Here is a 22828-nt window from a genome sequence, read left to right as displayed (position 1 = left end):
CACAACAGTACGAGAAGACGTGATGCGCGTCACGTAGGTCATGTCGACGCGGTGGATGAACCGGGGCGTGACATGGGCCACTTCATCGCGTACGATCACTTTCAGTTAATAGCCACTAACTGAAGGGTCGACGGTGACCAGCACGCTCGACGGCTTCCGGGCCGCACACCAGCGCAATCTCGACCTGCTCGACGAACGCCTGCGAGAGGTGTCCGCCGGCGGCGGCGCGAAGGCTCGTGATCGCCACGTCGCTCGCGGAAAGTTGCTCCCGCGGGACCGGGTCGACGGGCTGCTCGACGTCGGGTCGCCGTTCATCGAGGTGGCCCCGCTCGCGGCCTTCGGGATGTACGGCGGCAAGGTGCCCGCCGCCGGGGTCATCGCCGGCGTGGGGCGCGTCGCGGGTCGAGAGTGCATGATCGTCGCCAACGACGCCACGGTCTCCGGCGGCACGTACTACCCGGTCACGGTCAAGAAGCATCTGCGTGCGCAGGAGATCGCGGCGGCCAACCGGCTCCCGTGCATCTACCTCGTCGACTCGGGCGGCGCGATGTTGCTCCAGCAGGACGAGGTGTTCCCCGACCGGGATCACTTCGGACGGATCTTCTTCAATCAGGCGACCATGAGCGCCGCCGGCATCCCGCAGATCGCCGCGGTGCTCGGGTCGTCGACCGCCGGCGGGGCCTATGTCCCGGCGATGAGCGACGAGACGGTGATCGTGCGCAATCAGGGCACCATCTTCCTCGCGGGCCCGCCACTGGTGAAGGCGGCGACCGGAGAAGATGTCTCCGCCGAGGACCTCGGCGGTGGTGCGATGCACTCATCGGTCTCCGGTGTCACCGACCACCTCGTCGACAACGACCAGCAGGCGCTCGCCAAGGTCCGCGAGATCGTCGCGACGCTCGGGCCCCGTGAGGCGCCACAGTGGGAGACGATCCCGGTCCGCGAGCCGGTGCGGCCGCAGACCGACATCTACGACGTGGTGCCCACCGACCCGCGAACTCCGTACGACGTCCGATCGGTCATCGAGATCCTGTGCGATGGAGGAGAATACAACGAGTTCAAGGCGAACTACGGCACCAGTCTGGTGACGGCGTTCGCGCACCTGCACGGTCACCCGGTGGGGATCGTCGCCAACAACGGTGTCCTGTTCAGCGAATCCGCGCTGAAGGGAGCTCATTTCATCGAACTGTGCGACCAGCGTCGCATCCCGTTGCTGTTCCTGCAGAACATCACCGGCTTCATGGTCGGCAAGGCCTATGAGCAGGGCGGCATCGCCAAGAACGGGGCCAAGATGGTCAATGCCGTGGCGTGCGCACGCGTGCCCAAGTTCACCGTCATGGTCGGCGGCTCCTTCGGCGCGGGCAACTACTCGATGTGCGGACGCGCCTACTCGCCCAGATTCCTCTGGATGTGGCCCAACGCCCGCATCTCGGTCATGGGCGGACCGCAGGCCGCCGACACCCTCGGAACGGTGCGACGCAACCAGATCGAGCGATCCGGCGCGGAATGGTCCACCGAGGACGAGGAAGCGTTCAAGGCCCCGATCCGCGAACAGTTCGAACAACAATCGGATGCCTACTACTCGACGGCCCGGCTGTGGGACGACGGCATCGTCGACCCCGCGCAGACCCGGACACTGCTCGGCCTCGCTCTCGAGACCGCCCGCTACGCACCGCTCGCCGATCCGCGCTACGGCGTCTTCCGGATGTGACCGCCGATGCCGACGCCGCTCCGCCTACCCCGAGGACTTCGACCGTGAGTACCAGACCCATCCGCAGTGTCCTGGTGGCCAACCGTGGTGAGATCGCCTGCCGGGTGATCGACACCCTGCGCCACATGGGAATCCGCAGTATCGCAGTCTATTCCGACGCCGACGCGCAGGCGCGCCACGTCCGGGAGGCCGACGTCGCGGTGCACATCGGCCCGGCCGCCGCCACCCAGAGCTACCTCGACATCGCAAAAGTGGTCGACGCGGCACGCAAGACCGGTGCCGACGCCGTCCACCCGGGCTACGGATTCCTCTCGGAGAACCAGAAGTTCGCGGCCGCTCTGGCGGAGGCGGGCATCGTCTTCATCGGGCCGCCCGCGGAGGCGATCGCGACGATGGGAGACAAGATCACGGCCCGGGCCGCCGTCACCGCTCGCGACGTGCCGGTGGTGCCGGGTCTGTCGCGCCCCGGCCTGATCGACGACGACCTCATCGCCGCGGCCCCCGACATCGGGTTCCCGGTTCTCATCAAGCCCAGTGCGGGTGGCGGTGGAAAGGGCATGCACCGGGTGGCCGAGGCGTCGGAGCTGCCGGCCGCGCTGGAGCGGGCCCGCCGTGAGGCCGCCGCCGCGTTCGGCGACGACGCGCTGTTCCTCGAGCATTTCGTCGACACCCCGCGCCACATCGAGGTGCAGGTCCTCGCCGATCAGCACGGGAACGTCATCCACCTCGGCGAGCGTGAGTGCTCATTGCAGCGGCGGCACCAGAAGGTGATCGAGGAGGCGCCGTCGGCGCTGCTCGACGCCGAGACCCGTGCTCGCATCGGTGAGGCCGCGTGCGATGCCGCGCGCAGTGTCGGCTACACCGGGGCGGGCACGGTCGAGTTCATCGTGTCGGCGCACCGGCCCGACGAGTTCTTCTTCATGGAGATGAACACCCGCCTGCAGGTCGAGCACCCGGTGACCGAGCTCGTCACCGGAGTCGACCTCGTGGAACAACAGATCCGCGTCGCCCGCGGAGAAGTCCTGGGTCTGACGCAGGACACGATCACCCTCAGCGGCCACGCGATCGAGGCACGCGTGTACGCCGAGGACCCGGCCCGCGGTTTCCTGCCGACCGGCGGCACGATCGAGCATCTCGTCCATCCCGACACCTCGGCCGGTGGCGGCATCCGCGTCGACTCGGCCATGCTCGACGGATTGCGCGTCGGCAGTGACTACGACCCGATGCTCGCGAAGATCATCGCCTACGGTGCCGACCGGGAGGAGGCGCTCGAACGTCTCGATCAGGCACTGGCCCACACACGCGTGCTGGGCGTGGTCACCAACATCGACTTCTGCCGCTTCGTCCTGCGCCAGCAGGCGGTCGTGGACGCCGACCTCGACACCGAGCTGTTGGACCGCCTCGTCACCGATTACGCTGCGCCGGAGCCCATTCCCGAGGCACAGGTGCTCGTGGGTCTGGCACGGATCGGCGCTCGCGATGCCGACGACGTCTGGTCCTCGGCGGTCGGATGGCGGGTCGGTCGATCCGCTCCGGTCCGCACCCGCCTCGTCGCCGGCGGACGACATTCGACGGTGGCCATCCAGGTCGATGCCGCCGACGAATGGTCCGTCTCGGGAACCGCCACCGTCACCTTCGACGACGACGCCGAGGCGCCGTGGACCGGGCACGTGGTCTACCAGCCGGCGCAGCCCGGCGACGGTCGCGGATCGGACCGCCTGGTCGTCGACGGGGTGACGCAGTCGTGGTCGAGTGTTCGAGTCGGAGAGAGCTGGTGGGTGGGAGGGCCGTCGGGCACCTGGGTCCTCGAACTCGCGAAGCCCCTGCTCGACGAGGCCGCCGACGAGCACGCCGGCGAGATCACCAGCCCGATGCCGGGCACCGTGGTCGCCGTCGCCGCCGAGATCGGGGCCGACGTCTCCGCCGGCCAGTCGGTCGTCGTCGTCGAGGCGATGAAGATGGAGCATGCGCTCACCGCGCCGGTGGACGGCACCGTCGACATCTCCGTGAAGGTGGGGGACAAGGTCGACGCGGGACAGATCCTCGCCGTCGTCACCGCCGGCGATCCCCTTGATCTCTGAGGTGCGAGGAGCGAAAGCGACGAGCCTTTACTGATCCCTGAGGTGCGAGGAGCGAAAGCGACGAGCCACGAAGGGCCCTGAACCACCCGTCGACAACCTTCCCAGGAGAACACTCACATGGAACTCACCCAGGAGTACACCGACCTCATCGCGACGGTCCGCGACTTCGCGCAGACCGTGGTGGCGCCGGTGGCCGCGAAACACGATGCCGAGCACAGCTTTCCGTACGACGTCGTCGCCCAGATGGGCAAGATGGGACTGTTCGGGCTTCCCTTCGACGAGAAGTACGGCGGCATGGGCGGCGACTACTTCGCCCTGTCGCTCGCGCTGGAGGAACTCGGCAAGGTCGACCAGTCCGTCGCCATCACCCTCGAGGCCGGGGTGAGTCTGGGCGCCATGCCGATCTACCGATTCGGCAGCGAGGAGCAGAAAGAGCAGTACCTCCCCGAACTCACGGCAGGCACGGCGCTCGCCGGCTTCGGGTTGACCGAACCCGGGGCGGGCTCGGATGCCGGAGCCACCGCGACCACGGCCCGGGACGACGGTGACTCGTGGATCATCAACGGCGGCAAGCAGTTCATCACCAACTCGGGGACCGACATCACCTCACTGGTGACGGTGACCGCGGTGACCGGGGTGAAGGAGAACGGCAAGAAGGAGATCTCCACCATCATCGTGCCGTCCGGCACGCCGGGTTTCACCGCCGAGCCGGCGTACAACAAGGTCGGGTGGAATGCCTCGGACACCCATCCGCTGACCTTCACCGACGTACGCGTTCCCAAGGAGAACCTGCTCGGTGTCCGCGGCCGCGGATACGCCAACTTCCTGTCCATCCTCGACGAGGGGCGGATCGCCATCGCAGCCCTCGCCACCGGCGTCGCCCAGGGGTGCGTCGACGAGAGCGTGAAGTACGCCAAGGAGCGACAATCCTTCGGCAAGGCGATCGGTGAGTACCAGTCGGTGTCCTTCGCGATCGCCCGGATGGAGGCGCGCGCCCACGTCGCACGGACCGCCTACTACGACGCGGCGGCGAAGATGTTGGCGGGCAAGCCCTTCAAGAAGGAGGCGTCGATCGCCAAGATGATCGCCAGTGAGGCGGCGATGGACAACGCCCGGATGGCCACGCAGATCCACGGCGGGTACGGCTTCATGAACGAATATCCCGTCGCCCGGCACTACCGCGATTCGAAGATCCTCGAGATCGGTGAGGGCACGACCGAGGTGCAGCTCATGCTGATCGCGCGCGAGCTGGGGTTCGCATGAGCGACACCACCGGCGGGCGTCGAATCGTACAGCGCGGGTTGTGGTTCGAGGAGTTCGAGGAGGGCACCATCTACGAACATCGGCCCGGACGCACTGTCACCGAGGCCGACAACGTGCTGTTCACGACGCTGACCATGAACACGCAGGCGCTCCACCTCGACGCCGCCTGGTCGGCCGAGCAGCCGGGTTTCGGCGGGCAACGGCTGATCAACTCCATGTTCACCCTGTCGACGATCGTGGGATTGTCGGTCTCCCAACTCACCCAGGGCACCCTGGTGGCGAACCTGGGCTTCAGCGAGGTCGCCTTCCCGGCGCCGTTGTTCGCCGGCGACACCCTGTACGCGGAGACCGAGTGCACCGGTAAACGCGAATCGCGGTCGCGTCCGGGTGAGGGCGTGGTGAACTTGACCCACATCGGACGCAACCAGCACGGCGAGGTCGTCGCCCGCGCCGCACGAGCAACGCTGGTGCGCAGGCAACGGACGGAGTGACGACGATGTTCTTCGAGGACCCACCCGGCGGCCCGGTCGCGGGTTCCGGACTGTCGGGGCAGCTCACCAACGCGTGGCTGCCGCCCGGGCCGGCGATGTTGTTCTGCCCGGCGGACCGTCCCGAGCGATACCAGAAGGCCCTCGACCGGGCCGACGTCGTCATCCTCGACCTCGAGGACGCGGTGTCGCCGACGAACCGCGCCGCAGCCCGGGAGGCTCTCGTCGCCAATCCGGTCGATCCGGACCGCACCATCGTGCGGATCAACCCGGCCGGTACCGGCGACTACCGGCGCGATCTCGCCGCCGTCTCGGAGACGAACTACCGGGTGGTCATGCAGGCCAAGGCCGAGGACGTGTCCTCGATCCTGGACACCGCGTTCCAGACGATCGCACTGATCGAGACGCCGCTCGGCGCGACCCGCGCCCGCGACATCGCCGCCACCTCCAACTGCATCGGACTGATGTGGGGGGCAGAGGATCTCGTCGCGGGCCTCGGCGGCACGTCGAGCCGGTTCGGTCCGGGTGAAGCCCGGCCGGGTGAGTACCGGGACGTCGCGAGTTGGGTCCGGTCGATGGTCCGCATCGCGGCCGCCGCGTACGGGAAGTTCGCCGTCGACTCGGTGCACCTCGACATCTCCGACGTCGACGGACTCGTCGCCGAGGTCCGCGACGCGGTGGCCCTGGGATACACCGCGACCGCATGCATCCATCCGTCCCAGGTCGATCACATCCGGAACGGTTACCGCCCGTCGGACGAGGCGGTCGAGTGGGCGCGCAAGGTCCTCGACGGTGCGGCCGAACACGCGGGCGGGGTGTTCAGCCTCGACGGTCAGATGATCGACGGGCCGGTCCTGCGCCAGGCGGAGGTCGTCCTGTCCCGTGTGAGCGGTACGCGTACCGATCCCGCCCCCGAGAACTGACGAAGCCCCCGACCATCCGGGCATCCACCCCCCGAGAACAGACCGGAGCAAGAACATGAGCACCGAGGCTCACCCGAAGCCTGCACACACGCGCGGTGAGGAGACACCGGCACTGCTCACCGAGACCATCGGAGCCACCCTGGCCCGAACCGTCGCGGACCACGGCGAGCGAACCGCGTTGATCGACGCCGCCGCACGGCGGGAATGGCGATACACCGAGTTCCACCGTGACGTACGCGCGCTCGCGGCCGGACTGCTCCGACTCGGCGTGTCGGTCGGCGACCGCGTCGGGCTGTGGTCGCCGAACCGGTTCGAATGGGTGTTGACCCAGTACGCCGCGGCCGAGATCGGCGCCGTGCTGGTCAATCTCAATCCCGCGTACCGGCAGAACGAGATCGAGTACGCGCTGCAGCAGTCCGGGACGAGCGTCGTCCTGGCCGCCGAGAGCTTCAAGGACTCGGCCTATTCGACGATGCTCGAACAGGCCCGGCCACAGTGCCCGGAGCTGCGCGAAGTGGTCCTGTTCGAATCCCCCGGCTGGGATGCGCTGTGTGTCGAGCCGAGCGCCGACGAGCTCACACGCGTCGACGAGATCGCTGCGTCGCTCTCACCCGACGACCCGATCAACATCCAGTACACCTCGGGTACAACGGGTTTCCCGAAGGGTGCGACGCTGTCGCACCGGAACATCGGGAACAACGGGTACCTCGTCGGCGAACTGCTGAACTACACCGCCGACGACCGGATCTGCCTACCCGTGCCCTTCTACCACTGCTTCGGCATGGTGATGGGTAACCTTGCGGCGACGAGTCACGGTGCGGCGATGGTGATTCCGGCGCCGGCCTTCGACCCGCGGGCCACCCTCGAGGCGGTCGCGGAGTACCGCTGCACCAGCCTCTACGGCGTGCCCACCATGTTCATCGCCGAACTCGGCCTGCTCGACGACGGGCTCGACATCGACCTGTCGAGCCTGCGCACCGGCATCATGGCGGGGTCGCCGTGCCCCGAGTACGTCATGCGGCAGGTCGTCGACCGCATGCACATGCGCGAGGTGTCGATCTGTTACGGCATGACCGAGACGTCGCCGGTGTCGACGCAGACGCGGGTCGACGATCCCCTCGAGTTGCGTGTGACCACCGTCGGGCGGGTCGGCCCGCACCTGGAGATCAAGGTCGTCGATCCCGGAACCGGGGAGACCTCGGCGCGCGGCGAGACGGGCGAATTGTGTACGCGCGGTTACTCGGTGATGACCGGATACTGGAACGACCCGGAGAAGACGGCCGAGGCCATCGACGCCGACGGCTGGATGCACACCGGCGACCTCGCCGACATGGACGAGAACGGTTATGTCCGGATCACCGGGCGCATCAAGGACATGGTGATCCGCGGCGGGGAGAACATCTACCCGCGCGAGATCGAGGAGTTCCTCTACACCCATCCCGACATCCTCGACGCCCAGGTGATCGGGGTGCCCGACGTGAAATACGGCGAGGAGCTGATGGCCTGGGTCCGGTTGCGCGACACCGCAACAGAATTCACCGCCGACGACCTGCGCGAGTTCGCGACCGGCAAGATCGCGCGACACAAGATCCCGCGGTACGTCCATGTGGTCGAGGAGTTCCCGATGACCGTCACCGGGAAGGTCCGCAAGGTGGCGATGCGCGACGAGGCGGTCTCGATCCTCGAGCAGTTGCGATGAGCACGTCGAGGACTGCGGAGCGGGTCACGAGCACCCAGATGGACCGGTTCGGCCGCTTCGTCGCCGAGCGTTTCGAGACCGGGCGGTTCGAGACCGACACAGGCGATTACGACGATCTGTGGTCGTGGTCGGTGGAACATCCGGCCCGGTTCTGGCGTGCCGTCTGGGAATTCTTCGACCTCGACGCCCTCGCCGCGGAACCGCTCGGGCCCGGGGACGAGGCGGTGCTCGCCGACGACCGGATGCCCGGTGCGGTCTGGTTCCCCGGGATGCGGTTGAACTACGTCGATCAGATCCTCCGGCACGTCGCCCTGCCCGGTGCCGCGATCGTGGGCATCGACGAGGCCGGTGACCGTTCCGAGATCGCGTGGGCGGAACTGCCGGCGCAGGTCGCGGGCCTGGCCGCGACCCTGCGTGCGCGCGGAGTGGGGTCGGGGGACGTGGTGGCCGCCTACCTCCCCGACATCCCGGAGGCCGTCATCGCCTTCCTGGCCACCGCATCCCTGGGCGCGATCTGGTCCGGATGTGGACAGGACTATGCCCCGCAGGGGGCAGCCGGCCGACTCGGCCAACTCGCACCCAAGGTCCTGTTCACCGCCGCCGGATATCGCTACAACGGCAAGGTCGTCGACAAGCGCGCCGACAGCGCCGAGCTCGCCGGGCTACTGCCGGACCTGGTCGCGCACATCACGATCGGCGCGACCGAGGAGTCCTCGTCGGCCCTCGACTATGCCGACGCCGTCACCAGCGACCCCGGCGACTTCCACCCCGTCAAGGTGCCCTTCGATCATCCGCTCTGGGTGCTGTTCAGTTCCGGCACCACCGGACGCCCCAAAGGCATCGTGCACGGACACGGGGGAGTCCTGCTGGAGCACCTGAAAGCCGGTGCCCTGCACGGCGATCTGTCCGCAGACGACGTGTTCTTCTGGCAGACCGCGCTCAGCTGGATGATGTGGAACTATCAGGTCGCCGGACTTCTCTGCGGTTCGCGGATCGTCTGTTACAGCGGTTCGCCCCTGTACCCCGACGCCGACCGCCTGTGGCAGGTCGTCGACGACGAGCGCGTCACCTACTTCGGCACGAGTCCCGGCCAGCTGCAGGCCTCGCGGAAGGCGGGTCTGGAGCCGGGGCGTCAGCACGACCTCGGCCGATTGCGAACACTCGGCAGTACCGGATCATCGCTCGCCGCAGACCTTTTCACCTGGGTCGACGACCACGTCCGATCCGGTCTGCCCATCTCGTCGATCAGCGGGGGCACCGACATCGTCTCCGCGTTCGCCGGTGGCTCGACCGGTGTGCCGGTCGTCCCGGGGGAGCTGTCGGTGCGCTACCTCGGTGTGGCACTGGAGAGTTGGTCACCCGACGCCCACCCGCAGGTGGGGGAGGTCGGTGAACTCGTCGTCACCGCGCCGATGCCGTCGATGCCCGTGAGTTTCTGGGACGACGCCGACGGTTCCCGATACCGCACTGCGTACTTCGCCCACGAATGGGAGGGCACGGCGTCGAATCCGCAGAAGCCGGTCTGGCGGCACGGCGACTGGGTGACGGTGACCGAACGCGGGTCGCTCGTGATCCACGGCCGCAGCGACGCGACGTTGAACCGCCACGGGATCCGGATGGGATCGGCCGACATCTACGAGGTCGTCGAAGCGCTCGACGAGATCGCCGAGGCCTTCGTGCTCGGTGTCGACGGACCGGACGGCGCCTACTGGATGCCGCTGTTCGTCACCCTGGTCCCCGGCGCGACGCTCGACGACGCGCTGATCGGCCGGATCGCGGGCGCGGTCCGCGACCGCCTCTCCAAACGCCATGTGCCCGACGAGGTCATCGAGGCCCCCGGGATTCCGCACACCCGGACCGGGAAGAAGCTCGAGGTTCCGGTCACCGCGATTCTGGCGGGCCGTTCCGAGGTCAACATCGACCCCAAGGCGGTCGACGACTACGCGCTGATCAACTGGTACGCCGAGCAAGGGCGCGCGCATCGCTGGTGAGCGGGATTCGTGGCCCGGCGGGGCGACCCTGATGTGCAAGGGTCATGGGACCCGGCGGGTATGTGTACTAGCGTGGTCGACAGTTCTGCGCTCGTGGGGGGCGACGGCCGGACGCCGTCACCTCGACGCGACCCGCTGATCCTGACCGACCGACCCGACCAGGAGATCGTCATGACCTACCCACCCGGCGGCTACGGGCAGCAGCAGCCCGAGTCCGGCCAGTCCTACGGCCAGTACGGCAATCAATCCGGATATCCCCAGTCCGGCGGGCACAACACGGGTCCGCAGGCGAGCCCCGCGCCCGGTTCCGATCAGTACGGTCAGGCCCAGCAGTACGGGGGTCAGCAGTACGGGGGCCAGCAGTACGGTCAGAGCGGACAGTCCTACGGTCAGGGGCAGCCGGGTTACGGCCAGAGCCCCGCGCCGGGATATGGCCAGCAGGGATACGGCCAGCAGGGGTACGGCCAACCCGGATACGGCCAGGACCAGCAGGGCCAGCAGGGCTACGGCCAGTACGGATATTCCCCGCAGCCGACCAAGGCGCCGAGTCAGGGACTGCCGGCCATCACCCCGGTTCTCCTCGCCGCCGCGATCGGCGCCTTCGGCCTCATCGTCCTCTTCAGCGGGTTCCTGTCCGCCGCCGAGACCTATGACTTCGCGCTCAAGCTGTTCCAGACCCAGTACAACGCGCCGTACACGCTGATCAGCGTTGCCGGGATCCTGGCGCTCATCTCGCTGATCCCGGGCATCAAGGTGCCTGCGGCGCCGATCGTGGCGTCGCTGGCGATCACCTCGTTCCTGATCACGGTGTTCCAGTTCCTCAACATCGACGACAACGGTGCCGGGGCGATCGTGCTGCTGATCTTCACCCTCCTGTCCGCGGTCCTCGCGGTCGTGTGGTTGCTCGTCGACGCCGGCGTCATCAAGGTGGCGCCCGCGGTGGGCTCGGCAACCGCAGCGGTGGCCCCCGGCTCGTCGGCCGCGCAGTCCGACACCGGCGCTCACCAGCAGACCGGTGGCTACGGCGACGCGCAGACCACCGCCTACGGCACCGGCAGCGCGCAGGCTCAGTACGGCCAGCAGTCGTCGGCGAACTACGACCCGTCGGCCTACTCGCAGTCGTCGGGCGCGTCGACCGCCGGTCAGAGCGGTTACTCCGGCGGTGCGAGCGAATCGTCGGCATCGGCCTCCGGTCACGGCGAGTCGGGCTACGGGGACTACCGTCCCGGCCAGTACGCGGCCGGCGCCTCGGGCGCATCCCCGGCCGCGCCCGGTGGATCCGCTGGCCCCTCGGGCATCGACACCCCGGCCGGAGACCACTCGACCACGGTCTTCCAGAAGCCGGAGCCGCCCACCGGCAGCGGCAACTGACAGAACCCACAGTGCCCCGTCGACCATCGGTCGACGGGGCACTGTCGTTGTGCGGACGGTCCAGCGGTGAGCTGACTCCCTTTCGCAGCCCGCTCGGCGCGTCTACGACAGCCTCGGCCGGGACCGTGTCAGGCTCATGACGATGCCCTCCCTCAAGTCGGACCCGACCACGGACAATCTGGCGTCGCAGCTGCGTAACCTGCGGCGATCACGTCGTGCGCAGCGCACGGCGGCCGAGGGCTCGGCCCGGCAGCTCGCGGTTGTCGCGTTCACCGTTCCCGCGATAGCGCTGGTGACGCTGATCGTCGTGATGCTCTCGGTGCTGCTCCTGGCCGGCAGCGGCCTGACCGGACTGCCGAGTGCGATCGCCTCGGGCTGGCTGGCCGTCCACCAGGTGCCGGTCACGATCAGCGGGGTCACCATAGGTGTGCTGCCGCTGCTGCCGACGCTGGCGGTCGCCGCCGGCACTGCCTGGCTGACGGCCCGGGCCGTCGCCGGTGGCACGAACTCGAACGAACGCGATCGGCACGACCTGTTCGACCTCGGCGCCGTCGTGTTCTCGGCGGTGATCGGTCCCGTTCTCATCACCGCGATGTCCCTGGCGGTCGTCATGGACGGCGGGTCGGTCCTGCCGGTGCAGACGCCCAACGCGCTGCTTGCGTTCCTCTACACCCTCGGCGTACACGGCGGTGCGGCGGTCGCCGGTGTCGTGTGGAGCCGACGACGCGACTTCGCCGTCCGCGGGGGTGTGACCCACGCCGATCGTCGCGGTTTCCGGTACGGGCTGGTGGCGGCCATGCTGCTACTGGTGGCCGGAGCCGTGCTGGTGTGTCTGCGCATGTTGATGAGGCACGGGCAGATCGGTGAACTGATCGAGATCGGTTACGACTTCGATGGGTTCCTGGGACTCACCCTGCTGTCGATGCTCTACCTCCCGAACGTGATGGTCGCCGCGATGGCGGTGCTCGTGGGTTCCGACGTCCAGATCGGTGCGACGACGGTCGACCTGTTCACGGTCCGCGGTGACGCCGTCCCGCCCGTCCCGGTTCTCGCGGTCCTTCCCGACGGGCCGGGTGCCGGGGCATGGGGATTCGTCGGACTGCTCGTGCCGGCCGGTGTCGCCGCGTTCGTCGGCTGGCGATGCCGCGACCTCGATCCCATGGCCCACGTGCGTTCGGTGGGTGTCGCCGCGGCGGTCGCGGCTTCGGTGGTCGCCGTTCTCACCGTCTCGGCGGGTGGAACGCTGGGGGAGTTCGGCGAGGTCGTCGTGACGGTGTCGGCGGCCGGGGTCTTCACGCTGGGTTGGATCGCGGTCGTCGGCCTGCTCATCGTGCTCGTGTACGCCTTCCTGCCGTCGACCCGAGCGGCACGTCTCGCTGTCGGCGATGAGTACTTCGAGGATCCACTCGACCTCGGTTACGAGGACGAATACGTCATCGTCACCGATCTGGACGAGGACGACGAGTACGCCGAGTACTCGGAAGTCGAGGACGGTGAATTCGAGGACGGCGAGTACGAGGACTCGGACTACGACGACGGTGAGTTCGACGACGGTGAATTCGGGGACGCTGACCTCGCGGACGACGACGCGGAGTACGTCGCCGGGTCGGACCCGGACGACTCTGATCTCGACACCGCATCCGGGCGCGCGCCGGCGAAGAACCGCGTGTACGACGACGATCTCGACGTGGCGGATCTCGCCGTCGACCTGGATCACGACCTCCATCCCGGTTCGCACGGGGCCTCACGGCAACGCTGACAGCGCGCTTCCCGGGCGTGCCCCGGCGGTGCCACCCGGCGCGGGCAGCCCAACGTGCGGCGATTAGTCTCGACGACGTGACATCCCCGACGGCACCTGGTCGCACCCCGCTGGTGGTGATGGCGTCGGGCACCGGTTCGCTGCTGGAATCGCTGATCGCGCGCGCCGGTGACGAGGATGCCCCGTTCCGTGTCGCGGCGATCGTGGTCGACCGCTCGTGCCGGGCGCAAGAGGTCGCGCAGCGCCACGACATCCCGCTCATCACCTGCCGTGTCGCCGACCACGCCGACCGTGCGACGTGGGATCGTGCGCTGACCGACGAGGTCGCCGCGATCGAGCCGGAGTGGGTGGTGACCGCCGGTTTCATGAAGATCCTCGGCTCGGCTTTTCTCGGCCGGTTCGGCGGTCGCGTCGTCAACAGTCATCCAGCGCTGCTACCCGCGTTCCCGGGCGCCCACGGTGTCGTCGAGGCCCTGGACTACGGCGTCAAGGTCACGGGCGCGACGGTGCATCTGGTCGACGAAGGCGTCGACACCGGCCCGATCCTCGCGCAACGAGTGGTCACCGTCGACGACGACGACACGGTCGACACCCTGCACGAACGCATCAAGACGGTTGAGCGTGTGTTGCTCGCCGACGTGGTGACCGCACTGGTCACCCGAGGAGTAGTCATCGATGGACGAAAGGCCCGCATCCCGTGAACGCACCCAGCTCTGACAGCTCTCGTCGACCGATTCGGCGCGCGCTGGTGAGTGTCTACGACAAGAGCGGTCTCGCCGACCTCGCGACGGCACTACACGCGGCCGGAGTGGAGATCGTGTCCACCGGGTCCACCGCGAAGACCATCGCCGGCGCGGGCGTGCCGGTCGTGGAGGTGTCCACGCTGACGGGCTTCCCCGAGTGCCTCGACGGCCGCGTCAAGACCCTGCACCCCAAGGTGCACGCGGGCATCCTCGCCGATACCCGTAAGTCCGATCATGTGGCTCAGCTCGACGAACTGGGCGTCGCCGCATTCGATCTCGTCGTCGCCAATCTCTATCCGTTCACCGAGACGGTGGCGTCCGGTGCGACTCCGGACGAGTGCATCGAGCAAATCGACATCGGCGGCCCGTCGATGGTGCGTGGGGCCGCGAAGAACCACCCGTCGGTCGCCGTCGTGGTCGATCCCGATGACTACTCGCTGGTGACCGAGGCCCTCACGGCCGACGGGTTCTCGCTCGTCGACCGGAAGAAGCTTGCGGCAAAGGCTTTCCGGCACACCGCGGACTATGACGTCGCGGTCGCGTCGTGGATGTCGAGTGTGGTTGCGCCCGAGGACGAGTCGCAGTTCCCGGCGTGGGCCGGTGCGACCTGGACCCGCTCCGCGGTGCTGCGTTACGGCGAGAACCCGCACCAGCCGGCCGCACTGTATGTCGGTAACGCCGGGGCCGGCGGGGTTGCGACCGCCGAGCAGCTCCACGGCAAGGAGATGAGCTACAACAACTACACCGACGCCGATGCCGCGTGGCGCGCCGCCTACGACTTCGATGCCCCGGCGGTCGCGATCATCAAGCACGCCAACCCGTGTGGCATCGCCATCGGCGCCGACATCGCGGAGGCGCATCGCAAGGCGCACGCGTGCGATCCGGTCAGCGCCTACGGCGGCGTGATCGCGGCGAATCGTGAGATCACCGTGGCGATGGCCGAGCAGGTCGCCGAGATCTTCACCGAGGTGATCGTCGCGCCCGGCTTCGCCGACGGTGCGCTCTCGGTGCTGACCCGTAAGAAGAACATCCGCGTCCTGGTGGCCACCCCGCCGGCGGCGACCGGGATCGAGACGAAGCCGGTGTCGGGTGGACTGCTGATGCAGCAGCGCGACGTCCTCGACGCCGACGGCGACAATCCGGCCAACTGGAACCTCGTGGCGGGTCCGCCGGCCGACAACCAGACCCTTGCCGACCTCGAGTTCGCCTGGCGTGCGTGCCGTTCGGTCAAGTCCAACGCCATCCTGCTGGCGTCCGACGGTGCGTCGGTCGGCGTCGGTATGGGCCAGGTCAATCGCGTCGACTCCGCGCACCTGGCCGTGCAACGCGCCGGCGACCGGGCAGCGGGGAGCGTGGGGGCGTCGGACGCGTTCTTCCCCTTCCCGGACGGACTGCAGGTGCTGCTGTCGGCCGGGGTGAAAGCCGTTGCGCAGCCGGGCGGTTCGATTCGCGACAACGAGGTGATCGAGGCGGCCGACGAGGCGGGCGTGACGCTCTACCTCACCGGGGCGCGTCATTTCGCTCACTGATCTCGCTCTACTGGTCGTCGCCGGTTTCGGCGCCGGCCTGATCGGCTACATCACCGGGCTGGCGTCGATCGTCAGCTATCCCGCATTGCTCGCCGTCGGACTCAGTCCGATCGCGGCCAATGTCACGAACACGGTCGCGCTGGTCGCCGTCGGGGTGGGCAGTACCGCACAGTCGGGACGCTCCCTCCTCGACGGTGACCGCAGGCGGCTGATCATCGGCGCGATCGCCTCGCTCATCGGCGGCACGGTCGGGGCGGTGCTGTTGCTGTCGACGCCGGCCGAGGCGTTCGAAGCCGTCGTGCCGTTCCTGGTGGCGATCGCCGCGATCGCCCTGCTGGCGCAACCGGTTCTGCGGCGGTGGGCCACCTCGCACGTCGAGCGTCCCTGGGTGTTCATCCTGGGCCTGACGCTGATCTCGGTGTACGGCGGGTACTTCGGGGCGGGCGCCGGCATCATGATCCTCGCGCTGATGCTCGTGGTGACCAGCGAACCATTGTGGCGCGCAGCGTTGTCCAAGTCGTTGTTCCTCGGCATCGCCAACACGATCGCTGCCATCGGTTTCATGATCTGGGGTCCCGTCGACTGGTGGGCGGCGCTCGCCATGGCCGTCGGCTGTCTTGCCGGCGGGTGGTGCGGCCCGCCTGTCGTGAAACGGCTGCCGCCCGGGCCGCTCCGGATCGTGGTCGGGGTGTGCGGGCTCGGACTCGCGGCGTGGCTCGCGGTCAGCTGACGTCGGCGTGATGAGCAGGCGGTTGTCGTCGGTGTGCCCGCGGCAGCCCCTGCTCCCTGAGGAGCGTCCGGAGCTTGCGGAGGGCGCGTCAGCCCCTGCTCCCTGAGGTGCGTCCGGAGCTTGCGGAGGGCGCGTCAGCCCCTGCTCCCTGAGGTGCGTCCGGAGCTTGCGGAGGGCGCGTCAGCCCCTGCTCCCTGAGGTGCGAGGAGCGCAGCGACGAGCCACGAAGGGTCCGGCGACCGGCAAGCTTCAACTCGACCGGCAGACTTCGATCGAGGTCTGGGAGTCGAGTTGAAGTCTGTCGGTCACAAGTCGGGGCAGGTATGCGAGACAGTCCCGCCGGTCGAGGTCGACTGCGCTCCTCGGTTGAGCCTTGCGGCCGGGGGTGGGGCAGCCACGCTTCCTCGGATCGGTTGCGTATGTTGTCAGTAGCGCACGTTCGGCCGAAGGAGCGCTTCAATGTCGGGGGCACGGGCATACAGCGATGCCGGTCTTTCCATTGGGCGCAGTTGTCTAAGAGCAACTTCGGCCTGCAGGTGAAGCTGCCCAACAGGGTGCGCTACCGGACATCGATTTGCCGCAGTCGGAAGTATCGCGGCCCACTGACGGGGCGGCAGCCCATTTGGCAGTTCACGGCGGCCGTCAGCCCGCATGTGGTCCAGGTGCAAGGGCGGGGTAGCGGCGAGGGTTTCACAGTACGGCCCCGTTCCCGGTCCACGATCCGACCGGGAACGGAGCCGACTGCAGTGTCGCTGTGGAGTTGTCAAGGGACGGATGCGGTCCCGGGCGGGCGCCGGGAGCGAGGCTGCTACGCGAACGTCTGGTGGTCTGTGGCGGCAGTGGTCAGGCGGCGTCGTCGAGTCGCATGGTGCGTCGGTTGTAGGCGGGTAGTGGTCGGCGTTGCGGGTCAATACTGGCGGGTGGGACGAGCCAGGGGTGTCGGTCGAAACCCATCACGATGTCCCAGCCGTGGTGGTGGACTTGGGTGTGGCAGCGTTGGCAGAGCAGGCAGCCGTTGTCGAGGTCGGTGGGTCCGCCGTCGGCCCACGACTTGATGTGGTGGACCTGGGTATGTGACGGTGGTGCACCACATTTGATGCAGCAGGCGTCGCGGACGATGATTGCCTTGCGTAGGTGTGCCGGATACAACCGACGGGTGTGACCCATCTGCAGCGGTACGCCCTCACCATCGAGGATGATCTCGGTCAGGGATCCGTCGCAGGAGACCTGTTTCGCGGTGGCATGGCTGACCGATCCGGTCCACGGCAGCGTCGCCAGGTCTCCGGTCGCGGGGATCGTCAGCATCAGTTGCGTGCGTGGGCTTCCGACGGTGTCGAGGGTGGCGCCGATCGCTGCTTGATCGAGGATCAGTTCGAAGGCGTCGGCGCGGCGTTGCTCGGCGGTGCGCCGGTCCTCGGTGCCGTCGGGTTCGGGCCGTGGACACGATCGTTCGTCGATCATGGCCTGGAACTTCTCGCCGACGATCTGGGTGAGGTCGGCCCGGATTTCGACGCGACCGTCGTCGGTGGTGTGCGCGTTGACCGCGTTCAGCGATGGGTCGTCGGCGGCCGGTACGCTGGTGTCGGAGGTGTCCGCCAGAGTGTTGACGATGGCTCGGGCATGCTTGAGTACTTGCGTCGGCGTCGCACCGGACAGTGCTTGGGCGATGAGTTCGAGCTCATACCGTGAGCGCTTGTCGTCGGAAAGCGCCTCACCACAACGCTTGTCGATCTGGTGCATGCCTCGGACGATGGCGTCGACGATCTCGCTGGACAGCCGCCCGTCGGCCGCGTGACGCGCCAAAGCGGGCAGGTTGGGCAGGGCGTCGACACTGCGCATGGTGCGAAGAGCGGCGACCGGGGCATGGCCTGACTCGATCAGCAGTTTCTTGGTGGTGCTGCCCGCTTTCTGGGCGACACAGAGGTCGTCGAGTTGCGCTGTGTGGGTGACGATCTGGTGGTCGACGGTGTTGCGGATCAGGCGCAGTGTCTCGAGGGCGTCGAATGTTGCTCTGCCGGTTGGGTCGTCGGCGGGTGGGGTGGTTTCGATGAGCTGATCGAGGAGGGTGGCGAGCTCTGGCATGACTCCAAGGTACCGGAACATTCGTTCGATTTCGAGAAAATTCCACAGGCCGAGAACCACGAATTCATCGACTGTGCAGCATATTTCGTCGTCTGTGCGTCGATTCGCGTTGAGTGGGCGTGGATTGTTGACAAAGGTGTACTCCAGTCACACTCGTCCCGCAATTCGGTTCACGTTCGATCGGCCTGATTGCGAGCGGTTTTGAGTTCGGCCTGGGGTGTAGACCCCTTCGAGGCTCGTCGCTTGCGCTCGTCGCGCCTCGGGGGACGGAGGGGGTCGGTGCTTGCGCTTCTCCCGTCTCGGGGAGCGGGGGAGGGTTCGTTTCTTGCACCTCAGTAAGTACGGCCTGGCGGCCGTTGTGGACTACGAAAAGCACTCGTGAGCGTTCAGACTTCTGCTTGCTGAGGTGCGAGCGAAGCGAGCCACGAAGGGCTCGCAAGGTGCCTCATCAGGGCCCTTCGTGGCTCGTCGACCTCGACGCGCTCCTTCGTCGCTTGCTCGGCCCGGCGGCTTGCGCTCCTCGCACCTCAGGGACCAGGGGTTTGCGGTTCTTTCGGATCAGGAAGCATGCGTACGCTTCCCGCACCTCGGACGCGCAGGCGTCTTGTCGTGCACCTCGGTCGCAAGGGTTTGTCGCTTAGGGCGGCTGGATGTGTGTGAGATGCTCACCGATCGGGGGTGTGAAGAGATGACGAACAGCAACACAGCGCGGTCGGGTGGCGATGACGCCGGTGACGAGACACCGTTGAGACTCTTCGGTTTCGAGTACGACGGGGCCGGCTACCGCGCGGAGGTCCTCGACTACTCCGGATGTGATGTGACGACGGTGATCTCGGACGCCGATTACTTCTTCACCGATCAGGGCAAGTTGTGGTCGCTCGCTGTCGTCGTCGACGATCGAGCCGACCATGAGCGATTGGTGTGGCTGTCGGGGTACGACTATCGGGAGCCCGCTCGAACACGGGTCGAGCGGGCAGGGCGAGCCGAGATGCAGCTGCGATATCTCGCCTCCCGCTCCGCACAATCCCGACCTGTGGTGCTTCCCGACGGCCTGCGGCTCATCCGCATGTTCCCCGAGTGGAGCGCCGGACCACTCTGGGAGAGCTTCACCGAGAACTACCCCGCCGACCCATTGCGCCTGGGCCTCGACCCCGAGCTGGCAGCGGAGCTCACCGAGTGGAACGACGTGTGGAACGCGCGTCCACACGACGCCGACCTCGACGACGAACCCGGATGGACAGCCGCCGGAGTCGCGCTACACGCTCGCGTCCAGTCCGCGCTGGCCGGTGTCGCCGAGGTGGCCGCGCAGTTCGTGTTCTAGGCAACTTCCCACGGACGCGACCAGCGAAACCCCACGCCACAAGCACATCGCGCCGGATCCGTATGCATCCGGCGTAAGTTTTCCTCTCGGAGAGGAAAACTCTGGTCGCCGGGGTTCGCGATGTCTAGACATGCACGGTGACCTTGTTTGTGGACATCACCCCGGACGAAGCGGGTGGTGGGGCGGAGCGCACGTCGCCCGGCGGTTCGTCTCGCGCGCGATCGCTGTTGACCCGGGTGGGACTCCCGTTGCTCTCGGTGGTGCTGTTCGCCGCCGTGTGGCAGGTCGTCGCCGTCAGCGGGATCTGGAGTGAGACCTTCGTGCCGCGCCTGGGCACCGTGTGGCAGGCCTTTGTCGACATGTCCACGACGCACGACGGAGTCCGCGGCTATGCCGACTATTACTGGTGGGAACACCTGTACATGACGCTGCGCCGGGTCTTCGCAGGTGTGGCGATCGGCGTGATCCTCGGCGTGCTGCTTGGTCTGGCGATGGGAACGGTGGGGTGGTTCCGACGCCTGCTGGAACCGTGGCTCACGTTCCTGCGCGCTCTACCGCCGCTGGCCTACTTCTTCCTGTTGGTCATCTGGCTCGGCATCGACGAGGCGCCGAAGATCACGCTGCTGGCATTGGCCGCGCTACCGCCCGCGGCGGTGGCGACCACCGCCGCCGTCAGTGCCGCGCCGGTGAGTCTCATCGAGGCGGCGCGCGCGCTCGGGGCCTCGCGGTCCGAGGTGATCCGCGACGTCGTCGTACCGTCGGCGCTGCCCGAGACCTTCACCGGCGTAAGGCTTTCGGTCGGCATCGCGTATTCCTCCGTGGTCGCGGCCGAGCTGTTCAACGGCATCCCCGGAATCGGTGGCGTGGTCAAGGACGCCAGCAACTACAACAACACCCCCGTCGTCCTGGTCGGCATCATCGCCATCGGTCTGTCCGGACTGATCATCGACGGGCTCCTACGAACAATCGAGCACCGAGTGGTGCCGTGGCGCGGAAAGGCCTGAAAGACATGACAATCACACGCAAGAGGGCCGGTTCGTACCGGCTGCGCCGGTCGCGCTTCGGTGCGGTGCTCGGGATGATCGCCGCAGTGGCGCTGGTGCTCGCCGGTTGCTCGGTCGACAACTCCGGGGACGACAGCAAGCCGACGATCCGGCTCGCCTACCAGTCGTTCCCGAGCGGCGACCTGATCGTCAAGAACAACGGGTGGCTCGAAGAAGCGCTGCCGGACTACAACATCAAGTGGACCAAGTTCGACTCCGGTGCCGACATCAACACCGCGTTCGTCGCCAAAGAGGTCGACTTCGCCGCCATCGGGTCCAGCCCGGTGGCCCGCGGACTGTCCGCGCCGCTGAACATCCCGTACCAGGTGGCCTTCGTGCTCGACGTCGCCGGCGACAACGAGGCCCTTGTCGCGCGCAACGGAACCGGCATCGAGACCGTCGCCGATCTCAAGGGCAAGCGGGTGGCGACAGCGTTCGCCTCGACCGCCCACTACAGCCTGCTGGCCGCGCTGAACCAGGCCGGCGTGAACCCGAAGGACGTGAACCTGATCGATCTGCAGCCGCAGGCCTCGCTGGCGGCCTGGCAGCGCGGCGACGTCGACGCGGTCTACACCTGGCTGCCCACGCTCGACGAATTGCGCCAGGACGGAACGACTCTCATCGCCAGCCGGCAATTGGCCACCGCGGGCAAGCCCACGCTCGACCTCGGTGTGGTCTCCAGTGAATTCGCGACGGCGAACCCGGAGGTCGTGAACACCTGGCGGCAGGTCCAGGCCCGCGCGCTCACCCTCATCAAGGACGACCCGCAGGCCGCTGCCGACGCCGTCGCCGCGCAGCTGGGCACGACCCCGGAAGATGCGGCCAACCAGTTGAAGCAGGGCACCTTCCTCACCGTCGCGGAGCTGACCAGTCCGACGTGGCTCGGTACCCAGGGCAACCCGGGCAATCTCTCCGAGAACCTGCACAGCGCGGCGGTGTTCCTCGCCGAGCAGCAGCAGATCCCGGCCGCACCGCCGATCGAGACCTTCCGCGAGGCCATCTACACAGAGGGATTGCCGGGTGTCCTCGAACAGCAGTAGTCCGCCGGACCGACCCGAGGGGCGCCGCGGCTCGATCCGTCTGCACAACGTGTCCCAGAGGTACGGGACAGGTGCTGACGCCGTGACCGCGGTCGGCCCGGTCGACCTGGACGTCCCGCCGGGCGAGTTCCTCGTGCTGGTGGGTGCTTCCGGATGCGGCAAGTCCACCCTCCTGCGACTCATCGCCGGGTTCGAACCCGCGACGGCGGGGAGGGTAGAGGTGTCTGGAGCCGCCCCGGTGCCCGGGGTGACCTCCGGGGTCGTCTTCCAGCAACCGCGCCTGTTCCCGTGGAAGACGGTGGGCGGCAACGTCGATCTCGCGCTCAAGTATGCGAAGGTCCCCAAGTCCGAACGGGCGGCACGCCGCGCCGAACTCCTCGAACGCGTCGGTCTGGACGACACCGCCGGCCGGCGCATCTGGGAGATCTCCGGCGGGCAACAGCAGCGGGTGGCCATCGCCCGTGCGCTGGCGGCCGATACGCCGTTGTTGCTGCTCGACGAGCCGTTCGCGGCGCTGGACGCCCTGACTCGGGAACGATTGCAGGAGGATGTGCGGGCGGTGAGCGCGGACAGCGGACGCACCAACGTCTTCGTCACCCACAGCGCCGACGAGGCAGCGTTCCTGGGGAGGCGGATCATCGTGCTCACCAAGCGACCGGGACGGATCGCACTGGACCTCATCTCGACGTTGCCGCGCACCGGCGTCGAACCCGACGAACTGCGCGGTTCACCCGAATACGCCGCCCTGCGCGCCGAGATCGGTGCCGCGGTGAAGGAGGCCGCCGTGAAAGATGCTGAGGTGAAGGATGTCGCGGTCGCATGAGCGGCCGGGCCTTTTCCTCAGCGTGGGCTCAACCCTGTCCGGTGGCGCGGCGGCCGGTTAGAAAGTGGGGGTGCCCTCCCTTCCAGCGTCGTCCGCCACAGCAGTGGCTTCGACTCGGCTCGTCGACCTCGACGCGCTCCTTCGTCGCTTGCTCGGCCCGGCGGCTCCGCTCCTCGCCGGCTCAACCAGCGGAAATACGCGAGGCGCGTTCGGCACGATCAGCGCACACCA

The 22828-nt window shown here is 67.8% G+C and carries 17 protein-coding genes; 16 read left to right on the top strand and 1 reads right to left on the bottom strand.

Going from position 1 to position 22828, the window contains the following annotated elements; all coding sequences use genetic code 11:
• Positions 1-133 precede the first annotated feature (133 nt).
• The 12 genes from ACFUEJ_RS03580 to ACFUEJ_RS03525 all read left to right on the top strand — a co-directional run bounded on the left by ACFUEJ_RS03580 (position 134) and on the right by ACFUEJ_RS03525 (position 16288).
• Positions 134-1711 (top strand): carboxyl transferase domain-containing protein, encoded by a 1578-nt coding sequence (locus ACFUEJ_RS03580; RefSeq protein WP_065631772.1) that lies wholly within the window; start codon positions 134-136, stop codon positions 1709-1711.
• 44 nt (positions 1712-1755) lie between these two features.
• A complete protein-coding gene (locus ACFUEJ_RS03575; RefSeq protein WP_388027621.1) occupies positions 1756-3792 on the top strand; it encodes an acetyl/propionyl/methylcrotonyl-CoA carboxylase subunit alpha in 2037 nt (678 codons plus the stop codon).
• A gap of 117 nt (positions 3793-3909) precedes the next feature.
• Positions 3910-5055 (top strand): acyl-CoA dehydrogenase family protein, encoded by a 1146-nt coding sequence (locus ACFUEJ_RS03570; protein ID WP_058251531.1) that lies wholly within the window; start codon positions 3910-3912, stop codon positions 5053-5055.
• The gene (locus tag ACFUEJ_RS03565; RefSeq protein ID WP_065631769.1) at positions 5052-5546 is read left to right on the top strand and encodes a MaoC family dehydratase; all 495 of its coding nucleotides are present in this window, start codon (positions 5052-5054) and stop codon (positions 5544-5546) included. The genes ACFUEJ_RS03570 and ACFUEJ_RS03565 overlap by 4 nt, the downstream gene beginning before the upstream one ends.
• A gap of 5 nt (positions 5547-5551) precedes the next feature.
• Positions 5552-6466 (top strand): CoA ester lyase, encoded by a 915-nt coding sequence (locus ACFUEJ_RS03560; RefSeq protein WP_058251675.1) that lies wholly within the window; start codon positions 5552-5554, stop codon positions 6464-6466.
• Between the two features lie 55 nt (positions 6467-6521).
• The gene (locus ACFUEJ_RS03555; protein WP_078113395.1) at positions 6522-8165 is read left to right on the top strand and encodes an AMP-binding protein; all 1644 of its coding nucleotides are present in this window, start codon (positions 6522-6524) and stop codon (positions 8163-8165) included.
• A 38-nt stretch (positions 8166-8203) separates the two neighbouring features.
• The gene (locus ACFUEJ_RS03550; protein WP_388027772.1) at positions 8204-10156 is read left to right on the top strand and encodes an acetoacetate--CoA ligase; all 1953 of its coding nucleotides are present in this window, start codon (positions 8204-8206) and stop codon (positions 10154-10156) included.
• A gap of 171 nt (positions 10157-10327) precedes the next feature.
• On the top strand, positions 10328-11527 hold the full coding sequence (locus ACFUEJ_RS03545; protein WP_388027770.1) for a DUF5336 domain-containing protein: 1200 nt from the start codon (positions 10328-10330) through the stop codon (positions 11525-11527).
• Positions 11528-11663: 136 nt separating this feature from the next.
• A complete protein-coding gene (locus ACFUEJ_RS03540; RefSeq protein ID WP_388027617.1) occupies positions 11664-13286 on the top strand; it encodes a DUF6350 family protein in 1623 nt (540 codons plus the stop codon).
• A gap of 77 nt (positions 13287-13363) precedes the next feature.
• Positions 13364-13987 (top strand): phosphoribosylglycinamide formyltransferase, encoded by a 624-nt coding sequence (gene purN, locus ACFUEJ_RS03535; RefSeq protein WP_265968870.1) that lies wholly within the window; start codon positions 13364-13366, stop codon positions 13985-13987.
• Positions 13984-15558, top strand: a complete 1575-nt coding sequence (purH, locus tag ACFUEJ_RS03530) for a bifunctional phosphoribosylaminoimidazolecarboxamide formyltransferase/IMP cyclohydrolase (RefSeq protein WP_388027614.1) — start codon at positions 13984-13986, stop codon at positions 15556-15558. Before purN ends, purH begins: the two co-directional genes overlap by 4 nt.
• Positions 15545-16288, top strand: a complete 744-nt coding sequence (locus tag ACFUEJ_RS03525) for a sulfite exporter TauE/SafE family protein (RefSeq protein WP_211540117.1) — start codon at positions 15545-15547, stop codon at positions 16286-16288. The genes purH and ACFUEJ_RS03525 overlap by 14 nt, the downstream gene beginning before the upstream one ends.
• Before the next feature lie 843 nt (positions 16289-17131).
• On the opposite strand, the gene ACFUEJ_RS03520 is transcribed toward ACFUEJ_RS03525, so the two are convergent.
• Complete coding sequence (locus ACFUEJ_RS03520; protein WP_165630354.1) at positions 17132-18391, bottom strand: HNH endonuclease signature motif containing protein; 1260 nt, start codon at positions 18389-18391, stop codon at positions 17132-17134.
• A gap of 667 nt (positions 18392-19058) precedes the next feature.
• Between ACFUEJ_RS03520 and ACFUEJ_RS03515 the strand changes: the two genes are divergently transcribed.
• The 4 genes from ACFUEJ_RS03515 to ACFUEJ_RS03500 all read left to right on the top strand — a co-directional run bounded on the left by ACFUEJ_RS03515 (position 19059) and on the right by ACFUEJ_RS03500 (position 22597).
• Positions 19059-19691 (top strand): hypothetical protein, encoded by a 633-nt coding sequence (locus tag ACFUEJ_RS03515; RefSeq protein ID WP_078112197.1) that lies wholly within the window; start codon positions 19059-19061, stop codon positions 19689-19691.
• Positions 19692-19828: 137 nt separating this feature from the next.
• Positions 19829-20695, top strand: coding sequence for an ABC transporter permease (locus ACFUEJ_RS03510; protein ID WP_078112196.1), 867 nt, complete (start codon positions 19829-19831; stop codon positions 20693-20695).
• 5 nt (positions 20696-20700) lie between these two features.
• The gene (locus ACFUEJ_RS03505; RefSeq protein WP_078112224.1) at positions 20701-21774 is read left to right on the top strand and encodes an ABC transporter substrate-binding protein; all 1074 of its coding nucleotides are present in this window, start codon (positions 20701-20703) and stop codon (positions 21772-21774) included.
• Positions 21755-22597, top strand: a complete 843-nt coding sequence (locus tag ACFUEJ_RS03500) for an ABC transporter ATP-binding protein (protein WP_388027609.1) — start codon at positions 21755-21757, stop codon at positions 22595-22597. Before ACFUEJ_RS03505 ends, ACFUEJ_RS03500 begins: the two co-directional genes overlap by 20 nt.
• Positions 22598-22828 lie beyond the last annotated feature (231 nt).

The organism is Gordonia sp. NPDC057258 (assembly GCF_042668985.1).
GTDB lineage: Bacteria > Actinomycetota > Actinomycetes > Mycobacteriales > Mycobacteriaceae > Gordonia > Gordonia hongkongensis.
This window is presented reverse-complemented; position numbering and strand designations above follow the sequence as displayed.